This window comes from Achromobacter sp., from assembly GCF_032113835.1.
Taxonomy (GTDB): Bacteria; Pseudomonadota; Gammaproteobacteria; order Burkholderiales; family Burkholderiaceae_B; genus Achromobacter.
The window spans coordinates 1-15,561 of the sequence record NZ_DAMCTG010000032.1 but is presented as its reverse complement, the minus strand read 5'-3'; the positions used below and the strand labels follow the sequence as shown (position 1 = coordinate 15,561).

Sequence of the window (15,561 nt, the reverse complement as noted above, 5' to 3'; positions counted from 1 at the left end):
GGAGACTTCATGACCTTCATCCCCCGCACGCTTTCGGCCCTGCTCGCGGCCGGTGCCCTGTTTGCGGCCGGCGCCGCAAACGCGGAATATCCGGAACGCCCCATCAACATGGTGGTGCCGTTCGCGGCAGGCGGCCCGACGGACAACGTCGCCCGCTCCCTCGCGGAAGCCATGCGCCCCAGCCTGGGCCAGACGGTCGTGGTTGAAAACAAGGGCGGCGCCGGCGGCACCATCGGCACCACCCAGGTCGCCCGCGCCCAGCCGGACGGCTATTCGATCCTGCTGATGCACGCCGGCTTCTCGACCGCTCCCTCGCTGTACAAGAATCCGGGGTATGACCCCTTCACGAGTTTCGAGCCGGTTGGCCTGGTGGTGGACGTGCCGATGACCATCGTCGCCCGCTCGGACTTCCCGCCCAACACCATCGCCGAGCTGGCGGACTACGTCAAAAAGAACAAGGACAAGGTCTCGCTCGCCAACGCCGGCATCGGCGCCGCCAGCCACCTGTGCGGCACGATGCTGGTCGAAGCCCTGGGTGTGCAACTGCTGACCATCCCGTACAAGGGCACCGCGCCCGCCATGAACGACCTGCTGGGCAAGCAGGTCGACCTGATGTGCGACCAGACCACCAACACCACGCAGCAGATCGAAGGCGGCAAGGTGAAGGCCTACGCCGTGACCAGCCTGAAGCGCGTCCCCACACTGCCCAAGCTGCCGACCATGGACGAGTCCGGCTACAAGGGCTTTGAAGTCGGTATCTGGCATGGCATGTGGGTGCCGAAGGGCACGCCCAAGCCGGTCGTGGACAAGCTGGTCAAGAGCCTGCAGGCCGGCCTGGCCGATCCCAAGTTCCAAGAGCGCATGAAGCAGCTCGGCGCAACCGTGCTGACCTCGGAAGCCAACCCCGACGCGCTGACCGCCAAGGTCAAGCAGCAGGTCCCGCAGTGGGCCGAGCTGTTCAAGAAGGCCGGCATCGAAAAGCAATAAGTCCGTTTCAAGAGGCCGCCCGCTCCGGCGGCGCCTTTTGGGGCAACGGCCCAAAAAAGAAGCCCCCTCACGGGGGCTTTCTGTTGTGGCGAGGACCGCGGCTACGGCCGCATGGCTTCGGCCGCCAGGCCCAGGCCGTTGAAGCCCGAGGACACGGAGGGTTCGTAGCCCAGCGCTTCCGAAATGCTGGCGGCGGTTTCTACCAGCGCCTTGATCCAGTCGTCCTGCAGCCGCTCGGCCGGCGCCGAGATCGACAGCCCCGCCACCAGCTTGCCGGTGTCGTCGAAGATGCCGGCGGCGATGCAGCGTACGCCCAACTCCAGCTCTTCGTTATCGCGGGCGTAGCCGTGGCGGCGCACCAGGGCCAGTTCGCGTTCCAGTTTGTCCAGATCGGTCAGGCTGTTGCGCGTATGGCCGGCCAGCCCCGTGCGCAGCGCGTAGGCGCGCACCTGGCGCGTGTCGCCCGTGGACAGAAACAGCTTGCCGGTTGACGTCAGGTGCAGCGGCGCGCGGCCGCCGATGGCCCGCACCACCTGCATGCCGGAGCGTTCGCTCCAGGCGCGGTCGATGTAGACGATCTCGTCGCCCTGCTGGACGGAAAGATTGATGGTCTGCCCCGTCAGCTTGTGTAGCGACCGCATGGCGGGAATGGCGGCCTCGCGCACGTTCAGGCGCCCCTTGACCAGCGATCCCAACTCCAGCAGGCGCATCCCGAGTTGATACAGCCCGTTGTCGACCCGCTCGACATAGCGGCCGACGACCAGATCGTTCAGGATGCGGTGGGCGGTGGAAGCGTGCAAACCGGTGGTGGCCGAAAGCTCTTTGAGCGTCACGGGATCCGGTTGCGCGGCCAGGGCGTCGAGCAGGCGCATCGCGCGTTCGATGACCTGAATGGCGATCGGATGGGCGGAAGCGCCTTCGGTTTCGGCGTCCAGCGGATTGCGAGGGGTGGGAAGACGGGCCATGGAATTTTGGGCTGGCGCCGCCACGCAAGACACGCGTTGCGGCAATGCAGCAAACAGTTCTTATCCCGTATTGTGAAATTTACGGACGGGTTTGGCAATCAGAATTTGCGCGGCAAGCGGAACCGGGGGCGGTCCGCCACGCACGAATCAAGCAGCCGCCGGCGGCGCCAGCTTGCCGCCCAAGCGCAGGACTTCAGCCCGCAGAAACTCCAGCGCCGCTGCGGCTGCCTCGGGTTCGCCCTTCACGCCGAGCTCGATATGGGGTGTGCCGCCCGCCTCGCCCACGCTGGGCAGACTGAACGCGCGCACGTCGGGCCAACGGCTTTCCACGGTGACCATTGACGGCGTGATGCGCGATTCCGGCATGCTGAAAACCAGGAAGGAATGCTCGACATGGGCGCGCACATGCTGCAGCGCACGATAGCGGGTATCGAGTGTCCATTCCAGCATGGGCCACGCCATGACGGGAAAGCCCGGCACGAAGGTGTGGTCCTTAATGAAGAAGCCGGGAATGCGGTTGTACGGATTGGGGACGATCTCGCAGCCTTCGGGGAACATGCCCATCTGCAGCCGCTGCTGGTTTTCCGGCGCGCTCATGTCGGCGGTGCCTTGCCCCTTTTCCGCCATTTCGCGCGTGCGCAGCGCGATGGCCTCCTGGGCTTCGGGATGCAGCGCCAGCGGCAGGCCCAGCGCGGCGGCCGCGGCCTGACGGGTATGGTCGTCGGGGGTGCCGCCGATGCCGCCGCAAGAGAACACCACGTCGCCCGTCGCGAAGCTGCGCTTGTAGGCGTCCACTAGGCGGTCGCGTTCATCAGGCAGGAATTCGGCCCAGCTCAGATGCATGCCGCGTGCGCCCAGCATCTCGACGATCTTGGAAAAATGCTTGTCCTGGCGCCGGCCCGAAAGGATTTCATCGCCGACGATGATGAGGCCAATACGGCGGGCGGTGGATTCTGCAGCCATGTCCAATTCCATTGATATGAGAAGACGCCGGTCAGACGTCGATGACGCGGTCCTGCCGCAGGCGCTTGAGGGCTTCCAGGCCGTAGTGCGCGTAGACCAGCGCGGAAAACACCGGCAGGATAATCCACGCGGGCGGCAACAGGTTCAACAACGAGCAAATCAGACCGATGGTCCAGAAGCCGCCATTGTTCCGTTCGAGGATCAGCTTGCGTTCGTCGGGGCTGGCGTGTTCGACGATGGCGTCGACGCGCATCATTCGCGAAAACGCGAAGGCCCACCAGAAGATCGACAACACGACGGCCATGGGCGGCACGAGCCACAGGGGCAGCGTCAGCAGCCAGCCCGCGGCAAACGCGGCGGACACCCACACCGCGTTCCAGACGCTGACCGCGGTGGAGAACTTGCCGCGCCGGCCCACGGTGGCGTATTCGCGCTGGCCGACGTGGCGCAGCACCAGCGGCATGACGAAGACGGCGGCGATGGCGAGCCCCAGGATGCCGGACACCGGCAGCAGGATGGCCGCGGCAATGATCGGAATCAGCCAGATCTTGAGCGAAAAAATGCCGACCGCGACGAACCACTGGTCGACGCGATTGACGACGTCCCATTGCGACACCTCGGCACGCAGCCAATCGTTCAGCGGCGTCCAGAAAAACCAGAGCAACAGAATGGCGCCAACGAGCGCAATGAGAAAAGGCAGCAGCACCGCGAACAGCATGGTCGGGTGGCACTGCGACACGAGCGCGCGCTTGAACGCCTGCCCCACGCTTACGGCGCCCGCGCCGGCGCCGGACAGGCGGCCATTGCCGGGGGTGGGAGGATCAGTACGCAGAACGGTCATGGCAATCAAAGTCAGGGGATGAACGACCCGGGTATGATAGTCAAACACGCCCCGATCCGCTCACATGTCACTGCTTACCCCCGGTCCCGATCTTGCCCCGCTGCGCGCGCGGCTGGGCGCCACGCCCAACACCTGGCTCATCGCCTGTTTCTGCGCCGCCTGGTGCGACACCTGCGAAGAATACAAACCCAAATTGCAGGCCCTGGCCAGCGCATTGCCGCAACATGTCTTCGCTTGGGTCGACATCGAGGATCATGCCGAATTGCTGGGCGATGTGGACGTCGAGAATTTCCCCACGCTGCTGGTGCAAATCGGCGATCGCGTCGTCTTCTACGGCCCCATGCTGCCGCATATCGGCCACCTCGAGCGCCTGCTGGAAAGCCTGAACGAAGACAGCGCGGCCGTGAACACCGCCCTGCCCGATCTGCCGCGAATGCTGGCCGCCTGACAACGCCGCGTGCTCAACAAAAACCCGCAACGCCTGTGAAGGCCTTGCGGGTTTTTGTTGGGATCGACGCAGGGAGCGATCAGGGCTTGCGGCTGCCGCCGAGCAGGACGGCCAGTTGGCGCTTGGGCGCCGACGACGGCGCGGCATTGCTGCGCGAATCCTGTTCTTCGGCCGGCGCGGCAGGCGCCGAGGGCTCGTAGGGCTTCAGGAAGAAGTCGTCCACCGGTTGACGCGAGCCGCCGGAATGGTGGCTGGAACGGCGGTCCGAAGAACGACCACGGTCGCCGCGGCTTTCGCGGCCGCCCTCGCGCCCTTCGCGCGAATGCGAACCGCCGTCGCTGCGGCGATGGCTGCGGGCGATCAGATCGGCCGGCACGTCGAGCGTGCCACGCGGCACTTCGCGCTTGATGAGCTTTTCGATGTCGAGCAGGAAGCGCTCTTCATCGGCGGTGAACAGGGCAATGGCTTCGCCCGACGCACCCGCGCGGCCCGTGCGGCCGATGCGGTGCACGTAGTCTTCGGCGTTGTACGGCAGGTCGTAATTGATGACGCAAGGCACACCCGCCACGTCGAGCCCGCGTGCGGCCACGTCGGTGGCGACAAGCACTTCGAGCTCGCCCGCCTTGAAGGCTTCCAGGGCCTTCATGCGGTCGGCCTGGGTCTTGTCGCCGTGGATCGATTCGGCCTTGACGCCGTCGCGTTCCAGATCGCGCGCCAGACGGGCGGTGCCGATCTTGGTGTTCGAGAAGACGATGACCTGGTTCAGGCCGCGGGACTTCACCAGATGCACGACGGCGGCGCGCTTGGCGTCGCTGGTCATCTTGTAGGCGATCTGGGTGATGGTCGTGGCGGTGGCGTTGCGCGCCGCCACTTCGATTTCGACGGGATGGTTCAGGTACGAACGGCCCAGCTTGCGGATTTCGTTGCTGAACGTGGCCGAGAACAGCAGGCCCTGGCGCTGCGCGGGCAGCAGCCGGATGATGCGTTCCAGGTCCGGCAGGAAACCCATGTCGAGCATGCGGTCCGCTTCGTCCAGCACCAGGATGCCGACCTGGCTGAGGTTCACGTTCTTTTGTTCGACGTGGTCGAGCAGGCGGCCCGGCGTGGCGACCAGCACCTCGCAGCCGCGGCGCAGCGCTTCTTTCTGCGGACCGATATCCACACCACCGAACACGACAGCCGAACGCAGCGGCGTTTTCTTGCTGTAGCGCTTGACGCTCTCGAAGACCTGGTCCGCCAGTTCACGCGTGGGCGCCAGGATCAGCGCGCGCACCGGATGCCGGGCGGGCGAGGCGCTGGTATTGGCCAGCGGCATCAGGCGATGCAGGATCGGCACCGTGAACGCCGCCGTCTTGCCGGTGCCGGTCTGGGCGGCGCCCATGACGTCACGGCCCGACACCACCACGGGAATGGCTTGCGCCTGGATGGGCGTGGGGGTGGTGTAGCCGGTTTCGGCGATGGACTGCAACAACAGGGGGTGCAATCCGAAATCGTCGAACGTCGGCGCGGGCGCGTCAGCGGTGGGTGCTACGGTTTGAATGGATTCAGTCATCAGGGTTAGGCAAGTACCGGGACCAGTGAAAAAGAACAAAACGAGAGTGCTGCACGCACTGCACTACATAAGCATCGGAGCAACCATGCTGATTCGATACTTATGTGGGCAGTACCAGGCCCGGATTGCTGTGGATTGATGAATTTTAGCGCAGCCGCCTTACCACACGGTCAAATGGTCCGTTTGGGGACCGGTCAACCGCTCGGACGGCGCGCGTTTCGAGGCAAATAAAGGCCGGATAGCGTCCACCAGATGGACAAATCGCACACTAATTGCGGCCGTCAGCTGGCCAGCCAGCGTAGTCCCCACAACACCAGCATGCCGACCACGATCACGAGCACCGCGCTGCGGGTGCGCAGGAACACCAGAATGGCGACCAGCCCGGCGACCAGCTTGTAGTCGAAGACCGGACCGAGCCCGGCTTTCCAGGGAAGAAGATCGGGGACCACGATGGCCGTGAGCGCCGCTGCGGGCGCGTACCGCAACGCGCGGCGCACATTGTCGGACAGCGGAATGTAGTCGCCAAACAGCATGAACCCCGCGCGCGTCAATACGCTGCAAAGCGCAAGCAGGAGGATGGCGGAATAGACGTAGAGTTCCCAGGACCAGTTCGTCATGGACGCGCCTTGAAGAAGCGTTCGGCCCACATGCCCGCAATGACGCCGGAGATGACCGCTGCAGCCAGGCCGAGGCGCAAGGGCATGGCCTGCCCCACCCATGCGACGACGCCGGCCGCCAGCATGGACACCAGCATCGGTTTGGAACTGGCCAGCGGCACCGTGATGGCCAGGAGCGCCAGCACGGCGGCAAAATCCAGGGACCAGTCAGTGGGAACCTGCGCGCCCAGGTAAATGCCCACGATCGACGAGGACTGCCACACCAGCCAGCCCGGCACGATGGAGCCCAGAAAGAACCAGAGCTGCTCGCGGGTGCCGCGTTCGACCGAATCGCCAAAACGGGGCATGAACAGCACGAAGCCCATGTCGGTCGTGAAATAGCCAAGCCCAAGCCGCTTGGGCCAGGACAGGTGGCGGAAGTACGGCTGCAGGGCCGCGCCGAAGATGATGAAGCGCAGGTTCACGACGCAACCGGCGGCAAAGATCAGCCAAAGTGGCGCGCCGGCGGCAATGAGGGGCAACGAGGTGAGCTGGGCCGAGCCGGCGTACAGCAGCAGCGTCATGGCGAGCGCCATGGATTCGGTCAGACCGGACTTGACCATCGCCACACCAGTCACCAGGCCCCAGGTCGCGGTCGCGATCAGGGCGGGCACGATAGCGTGGACGCCGGCACGAAAGGCGGTCACGCGTTCCTGGCGGACCAGGACTGGATCTTCGGATTCGGGAAGCGCGGATTCAGAGGACAACGGCTGGCCCCTGAAGATTCAGGCAGGACGACATGGATACTCGATGGGAATGAACTGCGCGAATAGGCCCGTATTGTAACCTCGCTGCTTGATACAATAGCGCCCTCAAGATTCTTGGCCCCCATGGCCTGGCGCGCGGCGGCAGGTCTGGCGCGCACTGTGTGGAGAAGACCATGTCGATGGCTGACCGCGACGGTTTCATCTGGTATGACGGCAAGCTCGTTCCATGGCGAGACGCGACGACGCATGTCCTGACGCATTCGCTGCACTACGGGCTGTCCGTCTTCGAAGGCGTGCGCGCCTACAACTCCACCCTCGGCACCGCCATTTTCCGCCTTGAAGACCACACCAACCGGCTCTTCAATTCGGCGCACATCTACCAGATCCCCATGCCGTTCGATCGCGACACGATCAACGAAGCCCAGCGGCTGGTCGTGCGTGAAAACCAGTTGGAATCCGGCTACCTGCGCCCCCTCGTGTTCTACGGCCCCGAAAAAATGGGCGTGTCGCCCAAGGGCGCGCGGGTACACGTGGCCATCGCGGCGTGGCCGTGGGGCGCTTATCTGGGCGAAGAAGCGCTTTCTGACGGCATCCGCGTGAAGGTGTCGTCGTTTGCGCGACAGCACGTGAACGTCACGATGCCGCGCGCCAAGGTCGCGACCACCTACGCCAATTCCATTCTGGCCAACACCGAGGCCCTGCAGGACGGCTACGACGAGGCCCTGCTGCTGGACACCGACGGCTTCGTGGCCGAAGGCTCCGGCGAAAATCTTTTTCTGGTCAAGGACGGGGTGCTCTGCGAGCCCGAGATTGCTTCCGCGCTGACCGGCATTACCCGCTCGACCATTCACGCCCTGGCGGCCGACCTCGGCCTGCGCGTGGTCACCAAGCGGCTCACGCGCGACGACGTCTACATCGCGGACGAAGCCTTCTTCACCGGCACGGCCGCCGAAGTCACGCCGATTCGCGAGGTCGACAACCGCCAGATCGGCTCGGGCCGGCGCGGTCCGGTCACCGAACTGCTGCAGAAGGCGTTTTTTGACGTGGTGAATGGCCGCAACCCGAAGTACCATCACTGGCTAAGCAAAGTCTGAAGTCTGATTCGCGCGGTTTTGCCCAGCAAGACTGCATCATTGTTTCAACCTGCCGTATATCGGTTCTTTTTTCAGGAATATCCATGACCGCTGCTGCCCCGGCCGCCGTCTCCCGCGCTAACGAAGTCATCGAGGTCGGCGCCGAAGACCTGCCCGTGTTCTGTCCCGGCCCCAAGGCCCCGCTCTGGAGCATGCACCCCCGTGTTTTCCTGGACGTGGCTCGCACCGGTTCCGCAAGCTGCGCTTACTGTGGCGCCGAGTACCGCCTGAAAGCCGGCACGGTGCTGCACGGCCACCACTGAGCCACACCGCCCCACAACACGCTTAACCGTTTCAGCAGCCATGTTCGCCACGCCCGAAGAAGCAGAACACGCGTTCTACGAAGCCCTTGAGCAGGCGGACGCTGTCCGCCTGATGCAGGTCTGGGCCGACGACGAGGAAGTCGTATGCATCCATCCGGGAGGCCTGCGCATCGTTGGCCACTCCGCGGTGCACGAGTCCTGGCAACAGGTGCTGTCCAACGGTCCGCTGCATGTGCGCCCGCTGCGCCCGCTCGTCATGCTCAGCATGATGTGCGCGGTGCACGTGCTGGTCGAACAGGTGGCGGTGCGCACACGTGAGGGTACGCAGTTCGCCAATTGCTACGCGACCAATATCTACCACAAGGGCCCCACCGGCTGGCGCATGGTCATGCACCACGCCTCGCAGGCGCCCTCCGAAGCCGGGGTGCTCGACCTGCACGACGTGCCCGACATGCTTCATTGACCCGGGCGGATTTCCAGTTGGCCGCTGCTCGTCTTGATACAACGCCCTGCCCCGTCCCTCCCTGGCTTCCCGGGGGCGACAGCCAGACGGTTTACGCCGCCCTGTTCGCGCAGTATCACCGCATCGCGTTCGTGCGCGATCGCGTCGACACGCCCGATACGGACTTCGTCGACTTCGACTGGACCGGCCCCGGACTGTTTCCGCACAAGGCCGCCGACGGCGCGCCGGTAAGCGGCCAACGTCCGGTCGGCAATGGCAAGACCGCCGCGGCACGCTGGATGACGGACGCCGACTGGAAGTCGCTGCCGCAAACGCCCGACACCCCTGCCCTGATCCTGTTCCACGGCCTGGAAGGCGGCAGCAACAGCCGCTATGCGCAGTCCGTCGCGCATTACTTCCGGGCGCGCGGCTGGATCGTCGTCATCGCACACTTCCGCGGTTGCTCGGGCGTGCCCAACCGGCTGGCCCGCGCGTATTACTCCGGCGACTCGGCAGAGGTCGGTTTCCTGCTGAACACCGTGCGCCAGCGCATCCCGCACGCGCGCTGGCACGCCGTCGGCGTATCCCTGGGCGGCAACGCGCTGCTGAAGTACCTGGGGGAACACCAGGAAGACACCACGTGGTTGACCGCCTGCGCCGGCGTGTCGGCGCCGCTGGACCTGGTCGCCTGCGGCAAGACGCTATCCACCGGCATCTTCAACCGGCGCGTGTATACGGCGCACTTCCTGAAGACGCTCAAGCACAAGGTCCTGGAAAAGGCCCATCGCTTTCCGGGTTCCATCGACGTCATGCGGATCGCGCACGCACACGACCTGCGCGAGTTCGACGACACCTACACCGCGCCGATGCACGGCTTTCGCAATGCGCTGGACTACTGGACGCGCGCGTCCAGCAAGCCGTGGCTGCCGAAGATCGCCGTACCGACACTGGTGCTGAACGCGCGCAACGATCCGTTCATCCCCGCCGCCTCGCTGCCCAAACCTGACGAGTGTGCGCCGGGCATTTTGCTGCACCAGCCCTCCGATGGCGGGCACGCGGGCTTTCCGACGGGCAGCTTTCCAGGGCATCTGAACTGGCTGCCGCAGCGGCTGGGAAGATTCTTCGAAACGGGGCTGTAAGAGCGCGGCCAGGATGCGCCGCGGCTTTTCCAACGGTGTCTGACACCCTGGAGAGACGGCCGCGGGCCAGCTGCGCTGTCTCAAGGGTGTCAGACACCTGCGGCAACTCCCCAGACCAGATGTCTGACACCCTGGGGAGACGGCCGCGGGCTAGCCACGCTATCTCAAGGGTGTCAGACACCTGCGAACATGCAAGCTCAACCCGACTTGAAGCGCTCGAGCAGCCGGCGCTCTTCGGCCAGCTTGTCCTTCACTTCCTTGATCTGCACGTCGATCTGCGACTGTTCGTAGAAGTCCTTGGACAGGCCGCGCGCCTGTTGCAGCTGCGATTCCGCGGCGGCATACGCGCCCGTCATGACGTAGTAGCGCGCCAGGTCGCGGCGCGCCTGCACGGGCTTGCCGTTGCGCTCTTCGCTTTGCGCCAGCATCTGGTAGAGGCCGGGCTCGTCGCTGCCCCACTGTTTGATCTTGGCGCGCAGGTAGTCCTGCGCCTCGGCGTGCCGGCCATTGCCCTGCAGCGCCTGGGCGTACGCGACGCCCAGCGCCCGATGTTCCGGATAACGCTTGGTGCCCGCCTGCGCGAGCGACAGCGCCTGCGGGTAATCCTTGCGCGCCAGCGCGATGTCCACGCCCAGCTTCGCCAACTGGGCCGAACTGCGGCCATCGGCCGAAGCCAGATTCCAGTAGCGTTCCGCTTCCGCAAGATTGTTGCGCTGATAGTTCTGCAGAGACAGCCCGTAATAGGCAGCAGACTGCCGCACGCCCGAGAGGGCCTGCGCCTCGTCCTGCAATTGCTGCCCGGCGGTGCGCAGACCGACCGTATCGCGGCCCTGCACCACGCGCATCTTGGCGCGGATGTACCAGAAGTCGTCGCTGTCCAGATGGCGCGTTGACGGCAGCGCGCGGGCGCGGTTCTGCACATCGGACATACGCTCGATCGACAGCGGGTGGGTGCTGGCCCACGAGCCGCCGCCAGCGCCTTCGTTCAGGCGCGACGCGTTCATCAGCCGCGCGAACATCTGCGACATGCCTTCGGCGTCGTAGCCAGCTTTGGTCAGCATCTGCAGCCCCGCGCGATCGGCCTCGCGTTCGGCGTCGCGCGAAAAACCCAACTGCCGGTTGATGGCCGCCGCCTGGCCGAAGGCGGCCACGCCCATGGTCAGGTTGCCGCCGCCGCCCGCCAGCGCGGCAAGCAGCGCGCCCGCCAGGCTGGCCAGCATGAGCATGCCGTTCTGATTCTGCTGGGTCATGCCGCGCGCAATGTGGCGCTGCACGACGTGACCGATTTCGTGAGCGACCACGGCCGCAAGCTCGGACTCGCTGGCCGACGACACGATCAGACCCGTGTTGATCCCGATGAAGCCGCCGGGCATCGCAAACGCGTTGATCTCGGGATCACGCACGCCGAACATCTCGACGTCGGGCACGCCGCCCGGCGCAAACTGCGCCAGCTTGCGCCCCATCGTCGTGAGGTACTGGCTGAGTTCGGAGTCGTCGATATAGGTGGGGTCGCGGCGGCCCTGCGCCATGATGGCTTCGCCCAGCGTGCGTTCAAGCATGGGCGACAGGTCGGCCGAGGAAGCGGCGCCCATCGAAGGCAACCCGACGGGCTGCGCCCATGCAGTGACGGGCGCAACGGGAATGGCGAGCGCCGCGCATAGGCTTGCGATCGCGCCCCGTTTCGCAATCGAGCAAATGGATGGCATTTTCCTGCTGTTCATAAGCCTATGATAGCGATGAGCTTAAAATGTTTCATCGAATCCTCAACGAGGTCTCAATGCGTCCCGTCCGTAAAGCCGTTTTCCCTGTCGCCGGCATGGGCACACGCTTCCTGCCCGCCACCAAGGCGATGCCCAAGGAAATGCTGCCCGTGGTCGACAAGCCCCTGATTCAATACGCGGTGGAAGAAGCCGTAGCCGCCGGCATTACTGATCTCATCTTCGTAACGGGCCGCAACAAGCGTGCCATCGAAGACCATTTCGATTCCGCTCCCGAGCTGGAAACCGACCTGGAAAGCAAGGGCAAGCACGAACTCCTGGCGATGGTGCGGGGCATTCTACCCGCGCACGTCAATTGCCTCTATATCCGCCAGTCGGCCCCGCTGGGCCTGGGCCACGCGGTGCTGTCGGCCGCGCCGGCCGTGGGTGACGAGCCCTTTGCCGTGCTGCTTGCCGACGATCTGATCGACGCCGATACGCCCGCCATGAAGCAACTGGTGGATGTGGCCGTGGCGCGCAACGCCAGCGTGCTCGGCGTGCAGGATGTGCCGCGCGCAGACACGCGCAAATACGGCATCGTGGCGACCCACACAGGCGAGACACCCGCGGACGGCCGCACCGAGCGCGTCACGCACATCGTCGAAAAGCCCGATCCCGAAGCCGCGCCGTCGACGCTGGCCGTGGTGGGCCGCTATGTGCTCGAAGCCGCGATCTTCGACCATCTGCGCTCGACCAAGATGGGCGCGGGCAACGAAATCCAGCTGACCGACGGCATCGCGTCGCTGATGCGCGAGCGTCAGGTCTACGCGCATCGCTTCGATGGCGTGCGCTACGACTGCGGCAACAAGGCGGGCATGTTCCAGGCCACCGTGGCGCTGGGCAAGAAGTATCACGGCCTGCTGCCGGAATGACCGGCACGGCCTGACGGGAATGCGCCAATCAGCGCTGCATTCCCGGTTGGGCTTACGAAGATAGCGCCGCGCCGGATTTGGCGCGCGCGCGCGCATCGCGGTCCGCCTTGCGCAACCGCCCCTTGGCGGAAAGACGCATCAGCGTCCCCAACGCCACCATCAGACCGATCACTTCCACCAGCGCGGCAGGTATCCACATCGTCAGGCCGCCGATCGTCTGATCGGTCTGGGCCGACATCGCAATGGCGCGACCGCACAATTCGAAGAGCGGGTAGATGTCGCTTTCCGTGAAGGCGATGACGGCGCCTGCGACCATCTGCGGCAGCATGGTCGCGACGGGCGAGATCACCCGCCCGCCGGGCGACATGGCTGCGGGGGGCGCAGGACGGCGATCAAGGATCAGGTTCCAGTACATGAAGCCGCTGATCACGACCGACCAGTTCATGAGCCTGTACAGGCGCCAATCCAGCATCGAATAGAACTGCACCGACGGGATCAGCCAGACCAGCACCAGGAACACGAAGAGGGCCGGCACGAAAATCTTGTTGGTCAGCACGGCCACCGTGGCGCGGCCCGCGCCGGTGCGCAGGAAATCACGCAGCCGCACGCGCCACCGCATCGGCAGACCTGCCCGCATCACCTGCCCCGGGAAGGCGGCCATGACGAGCAGCGGGCCGAGATGATGGAGGACCAGATGCTGGATGCGATGGATGAAGAACATGCGCTCGGCGTAATAGTCGAGGCGCGTATGCAGGGACAGGTACAGCAGGACCATCCCCGTCCAGAAAAGGATGCTTCGCGCGCGCGTGACGTGGTGGACCCGCTGGCCGCGTACGAACAGCACGATGGCCACCAAAAAGGAGGCCACCAGCGTGGGAGAGAACTCCCAGGGTACGAGCCATTCGAGACTATCCATGCGGGCCATCCGAGAAACGACGCGAAGACAAGGACCGGCGCGCCCGGCGCCGATCTCAGGCGATTGTAGTAGACCCCGCCGTTGTCCGCTGCCGGACGCCGCCGGCGGCGGAATGCGTCAGAAGCGGTGCGACACGCCCGTGCCGATGCGCGTGGTGTGGGCGTTGCCGGGGTCGAACTGGTTGTCCAGCGTGTAGTTCGACGCGTAGCCGGCGAAGGCGTAGAGGGTCGTGCGCGGGGACAGGTCGTAGGTATAGCCCAGCGTCGCGACCTGCGCCTTGCGCGCCGTCATGCCATTGGCCCAATGCCAGTCAGGCTTGGCCAGGGACCATTGCACCAGCACGGCGCCCGGCCCGGCGGGCACGCTGACGCCGACCAGCCAGGCATCGACCGTGCCCCCTTGCACGAAGGCCGCTGGCCCCAGTCCGGCGCCCAATCCATCCGGGTCGCCGCCGTCCAGTCCCACGTAGCCGTTGCGCTGACGCGACCACGCCACCGACACCTTGGCCACATCGAAGTCATACAAGACGCCCACCTGCACCGCCTGCGGACGTCCTTCGGCTGCGGCGGGCGGACCGGCCAGGCGCAGTTGCTCCCATGTCGCCACGGCCAACAGCGGGCCTTCCTCATACTTCAGGCCCACACTGATTGCCCGAGTGTTCTGGTTGGTGCGGAAGTTGTCCTGCCCATCGGCGTCGAAGGCGTATCCAACCCCGGCCTGGAATCCGCGCCACTGTGGCGAATACCAGCTCACCATGTTGCTGAACTGATAGTTGTCGGACGCCTTGAAGGTGGCGCCCATGCCCATGTCCTTCCAGGAGGCGATCTCCAGCGCGTCGCCGTAGGTCTGGCCGACGGTGTATTGGCGGCCAAACCGCAGGTCGCCATAGTCCGCATGGGCCAGGCCGACCCACGCGCCATAGTTGAAGAGGCGGCTGTCGTCGGCCGCGCTGCCGCTGGACGGGTCAAAGCCGCTTTCCAGCTGGAAATTGGCGGCCCAACCGCCGCCCAGGTCTTCCGTCCCCCGCAACCCCCACAGCGAGTCCGTCAGCCCACCGTCCAGCAGGCCGCTCTGGCTGCCCTGCCCCGACACCCGGGTCACGGCAACGCCGGCGTCCACAACGCCATAGAGGTGCAGGCCGGTCCCAGCCTCCGCGGCCAGCGCGGTACAGGGAGGAATCAGGCCGGCCGCCGCCAATGCGGCGCAAAATTTGATTCTCATGATCTTTCCTTGCGTAGGCGGCGGGGGCCACCCGCCGCCAGTTGCATCAGCCTACTGCCAGCCGTAGCGGCGGACCCAGAAACCTTTGAGCGCCTGCGTCAGCACGCAGTATCCAATAAGGATGCCGACGAGCCAGGGAAAGTAGCTCCAGGGCAGCGCCTGCAGCTGGAAGTATTCCGCCAGCGGCGAGAACGGCAGCACGAGGCCCAGCGCGATCACCATCAGCGTCATGCCCATCAGCGGCCACGAGGCGCGGCTTTGCAAGAAGGGAATCCGGCGCGTGCGGATCATATGCACGATCAGCGTCTGCGACAACAGGCCCTCGACAAACCAGCCGGACTGGAAGAGCGTCTGGTGCTCGGGCGCGTTGGCCTGGAACACGTACCACATGACCGCGTACGTGGCGATATCGAAGATCGAGCTGATCGGGCCGAAGAACACCATGAAGCGGCCCAGGCCGTCCGGATCCCAGCGCTGCGGCTGCTTCAGCAGCTCCTCGTCGACGTTGTCGAACGGGATTGCCGTCTGCGAAATGTCGTACATCAGGTTCTGCAGCAGCAGATGGATGGGCAGCATCGGCAAAAACGGCAGGAAGGCACTCGCGACCAGCACGGAAAACACGTTGCCGAAGTTCGAGCTGGCCGTCATCTTCAGGTACTTGAGCATGTTGCAGAAGGTCTTGCGGCCTTCGATCACGCC

At 65.2% G+C, this 15,561-nt stretch carries 17 protein-coding genes; 7 read left to right on the top strand and 10 right to left on the bottom strand.

Features of this window, described 5'->3' with window-relative positions:
- Positions 1 to 9: 9 nt before the first annotated feature.
- Positions 10 to 987, top strand: coding sequence for a tripartite tricarboxylate transporter substrate binding protein BugD (locus RT697_RS13360; protein WP_312435045.1), 978 nt, complete (start codon positions 10 to 12; stop codon positions 985 to 987).
- Positions 988 to 1,088: 101 nt separating this feature from the next.
- Here RT697_RS13360 and RT697_RS13355 read toward each other — a convergent pair whose 3' ends face one another.
- The 3 genes from RT697_RS13355 to RT697_RS13345 form a co-directional block, all read right to left on the bottom strand.
- A complete protein-coding gene (locus tag RT697_RS13355) occupies positions 1,089 to 1,952 on the bottom strand; it encodes an IclR family transcriptional regulator (RefSeq protein WP_175123176.1) in 864 nt (287 codons plus the stop codon).
- 147 nt (positions 1,953 to 2,099) lie between these two features.
- Positions 2,100 to 2,915: a molybdopterin-binding protein gene (locus RT697_RS13350; protein ID WP_313699470.1), complete on the bottom strand. Its 816-nt coding sequence runs from the start codon at positions 2,913 to 2,915 to the stop codon at positions 2,100 to 2,102.
- Between the two features lie 31 nt (positions 2,916 to 2,946).
- Entirely contained in the window at positions 2,947 to 3,756 is an 810-nt protein-coding gene (locus tag RT697_RS13345) for an EI24 domain-containing protein (protein WP_313699469.1), read from the bottom strand.
- A 64-nt stretch (positions 3,757 to 3,820) separates the two neighbouring features.
- On the opposite strand from RT697_RS13345, the gene RT697_RS13340 reads away from it, so the two are divergent.
- Complete coding sequence (locus RT697_RS13340; protein ID WP_313699468.1) at positions 3,821 to 4,204, top strand: thioredoxin family protein; 384 nt, start codon at positions 3,821 to 3,823, stop codon at positions 4,202 to 4,204.
- 79 nt (positions 4,205 to 4,283) lie between these two features.
- Here the strand turns inward: RT697_RS13340 and RT697_RS13335 are convergent, their stop codons facing one another.
- The 3 genes from RT697_RS13335 to RT697_RS13325 form a co-directional block, all read right to left on the bottom strand.
- Positions 4,284 to 5,756, bottom strand: a complete 1,473-nt coding sequence (locus RT697_RS13335) for a DEAD/DEAH box helicase (protein WP_313699467.1) — start codon at positions 5,754 to 5,756, stop codon at positions 4,284 to 4,286.
- A 281-nt stretch (positions 5,757 to 6,037) separates the two neighbouring features.
- Positions 6,038 to 6,373 carry an AzlD domain-containing protein gene (locus tag RT697_RS13330; RefSeq protein ID WP_175123181.1) on the bottom strand — a complete coding sequence of 112 codons (336 nt, stop codon included), beginning with the start codon at positions 6,371 to 6,373 and terminating at the stop codon, positions 6,038 to 6,040.
- Positions 6,370 to 7,119 carry an AzlC family ABC transporter permease gene (locus tag RT697_RS13325; protein ID WP_199778256.1) on the bottom strand — a complete coding sequence of 250 codons (750 nt, stop codon included), beginning with the start codon at positions 7,117 to 7,119 and terminating at the stop codon, positions 6,370 to 6,372. Before RT697_RS13325 ends, RT697_RS13330 begins: the two co-directional genes overlap by 4 nt.
- A 173-nt stretch (positions 7,120 to 7,292) precedes the next feature.
- Between RT697_RS13325 and RT697_RS13320 the strand changes: the two genes are divergently transcribed.
- The 4 genes from RT697_RS13320 (at position 7,293) to RT697_RS13305 (ending at position 10,096) form a co-directional block, all read left to right on the top strand.
- Positions 7,293 to 8,213 (top strand): branched-chain amino acid transaminase, encoded by a 921-nt coding sequence (locus RT697_RS13320; RefSeq protein WP_313699465.1) that lies wholly within the window; start codon positions 7,293 to 7,295, stop codon positions 8,211 to 8,213.
- 83 nt (positions 8,214 to 8,296) lie between these two features.
- Positions 8,297 to 8,515 (top strand): zinc-finger domain-containing protein, encoded by a 219-nt coding sequence (locus RT697_RS13315; RefSeq protein WP_056568810.1) that lies wholly within the window; start codon positions 8,297 to 8,299, stop codon positions 8,513 to 8,515.
- A 40-nt stretch (positions 8,516 to 8,555) separates the two neighbouring features.
- A complete protein-coding gene (locus RT697_RS13310) occupies positions 8,556 to 8,978 on the top strand; it encodes a YybH family protein (protein WP_056568813.1) in 423 nt (140 codons plus the stop codon).
- 17 nt (positions 8,979 to 8,995) lie between these two features.
- Positions 8,996 to 10,096 carry a YheT family hydrolase gene (locus tag RT697_RS13305; RefSeq protein ID WP_056568815.1) on the top strand — a complete coding sequence of 367 codons (1,101 nt, stop codon included), beginning with the start codon at positions 8,996 to 8,998 and terminating at the stop codon, positions 10,094 to 10,096.
- 197 nt (positions 10,097 to 10,293) lie between these two features.
- Here RT697_RS13305 and RT697_RS13300 read toward each other — a convergent pair whose 3' ends face one another.
- Entirely contained in the window at positions 10,294 to 11,817 is a 1,524-nt protein-coding gene (locus RT697_RS13300; RefSeq protein ID WP_313699463.1) for a M48 family metalloprotease, read from the bottom strand.
- 56 nt (positions 11,818 to 11,873) lie between these two features.
- Between RT697_RS13300 and galU the strand changes: the two genes are divergently transcribed.
- Positions 11,874 to 12,725 (top strand): UTP--glucose-1-phosphate uridylyltransferase GalU, encoded by an 852-nt coding sequence (gene galU, locus RT697_RS13295; RefSeq protein WP_313699461.1) that lies wholly within the window; start codon positions 11,874 to 11,876, stop codon positions 12,723 to 12,725.
- Positions 12,726 to 12,777: 52 nt separating this feature from the next.
- On the opposite strand, the gene RT697_RS13290 is transcribed toward galU, so the two are convergent.
- The 3 genes from RT697_RS13290 to RT697_RS13280 all read right to left on the bottom strand — a co-directional run.
- Entirely contained in the window at positions 12,778 to 13,650 is an 873-nt protein-coding gene (locus RT697_RS13290; RefSeq protein WP_313699460.1) for a cytochrome c oxidase assembly protein, read from the bottom strand.
- Positions 13,651 to 13,758: 108 nt separating this feature from the next.
- Positions 13,759 to 14,862, bottom strand: a complete 1,104-nt coding sequence (locus RT697_RS13285; protein ID WP_313699458.1) for a porin — start codon at positions 14,860 to 14,862, stop codon at positions 13,759 to 13,761.
- 51 nt (positions 14,863 to 14,913) lie between these two features.
- Positions 14,914 to 15,561: cation transporting ATPase C-terminal domain-containing protein (locus RT697_RS13280; protein WP_313699456.1), on the bottom strand; the 648-nt coding region annotated here is incomplete at its 5' end.

Bases quoted from the DNA above. Each gene is read 5' to 3' on its own strand.
- RT697_RS13300 (WP_313699463.1), bottom strand. From the start codon at position 11,817: ATGAACAGCAGGAAAATGCCATCCATTTGCTCGATTGCGAAACGGGGC.
- RT697_RS13355 (WP_175123176.1), bottom strand. From the start codon at position 1,952: ATGGCCCGTCTTCCCACCCCTCGCAATCCGCTGGACGCCGAAACCGAA.
- RT697_RS13360 (WP_312435045.1), top strand. From the start codon at position 10: ATGACCTTCATCCCCCGCACGCTTTCGGCCCTGCTCGCGGCCGGTGCC.
- RT697_RS13320 (WP_313699465.1), top strand. From the start codon at position 7,293: ATGTCGATGGCTGACCGCGACGGTTTCATCTGGTATGACGGCAAGCTC.
- RT697_RS13290 (WP_313699460.1), bottom strand. From the start codon at position 13,650: ATGGCCCGCATGGATAGTCTCGAATGGCTCGTACCCTGGGAGTTCTCT.
- RT697_RS13330 (WP_175123181.1), bottom strand. From the start codon at position 6,373: ATGACGAACTGGTCCTGGGAACTCTACGTCTATTCCGCCATCCTCCTG.
- RT697_RS13350 (WP_313699470.1), bottom strand. From the start codon at position 2,915: ATGGCTGCAGAATCCACCGCCCGCCGTATTGGCCTCATCATCGTCGGC.
- RT697_RS13345 (WP_313699469.1), bottom strand. From the start codon at position 3,756: ATGACCGTTCTGCGTACTGATCCTCCCACCCCCGGCAATGGCCGCCTG.
- RT697_RS13335 (WP_313699467.1), bottom strand. From the start codon at position 5,756: ATGACTGAATCCATTCAAACCGTAGCACCCACCGCTGACGCGCCCGCG.
- RT697_RS13285 (WP_313699458.1), bottom strand. From the start codon at position 14,862: ATGAGAATCAAATTTTGCGCCGCATTGGCGGCGGCCGGCCTGATTCCT.
- RT697_RS13315 (WP_056568810.1), top strand. From the start codon at position 8,297: ATGACCGCTGCTGCCCCGGCCGCCGTCTCCCGCGCTAACGAAGTCATC.
- RT697_RS13310 (WP_056568813.1), top strand. From the start codon at position 8,556: ATGTTCGCCACGCCCGAAGAAGCAGAACACGCGTTCTACGAAGCCCTT.
- galU (WP_313699461.1), top strand. From the start codon at position 11,874: ATGCGTCCCGTCCGTAAAGCCGTTTTCCCTGTCGCCGGCATGGGCACA.
- RT697_RS13340 (WP_313699468.1), top strand. From the start codon at position 3,821: ATGTCACTGCTTACCCCCGGTCCCGATCTTGCCCCGCTGCGCGCGCGG.